Origin of the sequence: Rhodococcus sp. G-MC3, from assembly GCF_030063335.1 — a bacterium.
Taxonomy (GTDB): Bacteria; Actinomycetota; Actinomycetes; order Mycobacteriales; family Mycobacteriaceae; genus Rhodococcoides.
This window is the reverse complement of the sequence record NZ_JASISW010000099.1, coordinates 1-595: the sequence shown is the minus strand read 5'-3', so window position 1 is coordinate 595 and position 595 is coordinate 1. Positions and strand designations below refer to the sequence as shown.

At 60.0% G+C, this 595-nt stretch carries 1 protein-coding gene; it reads left to right on the top strand.

All coding sequences use genetic code 11. The features are described from left to right. The coding region (locus QMK17_RS26350) for a transposase (RefSeq protein ID WP_283512231.1) at positions 1-435 on the top strand (435 nt) is incomplete at its 5' end. Between the last annotated feature and the right edge of the window lie 160 nt (positions 436-595).

The following is a 595-nucleotide window of genomic DNA, read 5'->3' as shown; positions in this document are numbered from 1 at the left end:
CGGGCACTGTTTCGTTCCCGCTATGCGCTGTGGAAAAACCCAGAAAACCTCACGGGCCGTCAACGCGTGAAGCTGCGCTGGATCGCAGCCACCAATCCGCGTCTCTACCGCGCTTACCAGCTCAAAGAAGGCTTACGAATGGTCTTCAAGCTCCCGGTCGACCAGGCCGCCGATGCACTCGAACGCTGGATCCAGTGGGCACGACGCAGCCGCATCGAATCGTTCGTCACCCTCCAACGCCGTATCACCGCACACCGCGAACAAATCCTTGCCGCAACGGAACACGGCCTGTCCAACGGACTCGTCGAATCCATGAACACCAAGATCCGACTCCTCACTCGCATCGCATTCGGCTTCGTCCGCCCCGAAGCGCTCATCTCCCTGTCCATGCTCAATCTTGGAGGACATCAACCGTCGCTACCCGGCCGCCAATGACCCCACACATCAGTCACACGGGCCACGATTCTGGAGTGAACCGCACCGGGTTGTCCGGAGGCTTCACTTCTTAGGAGAATGAAGCCATGGCACGACCGGCAAGCAACTACCCCACCGAGCTGCGTGAACGCGCTGTCGGCATGTTCACCGAGATCCGCAA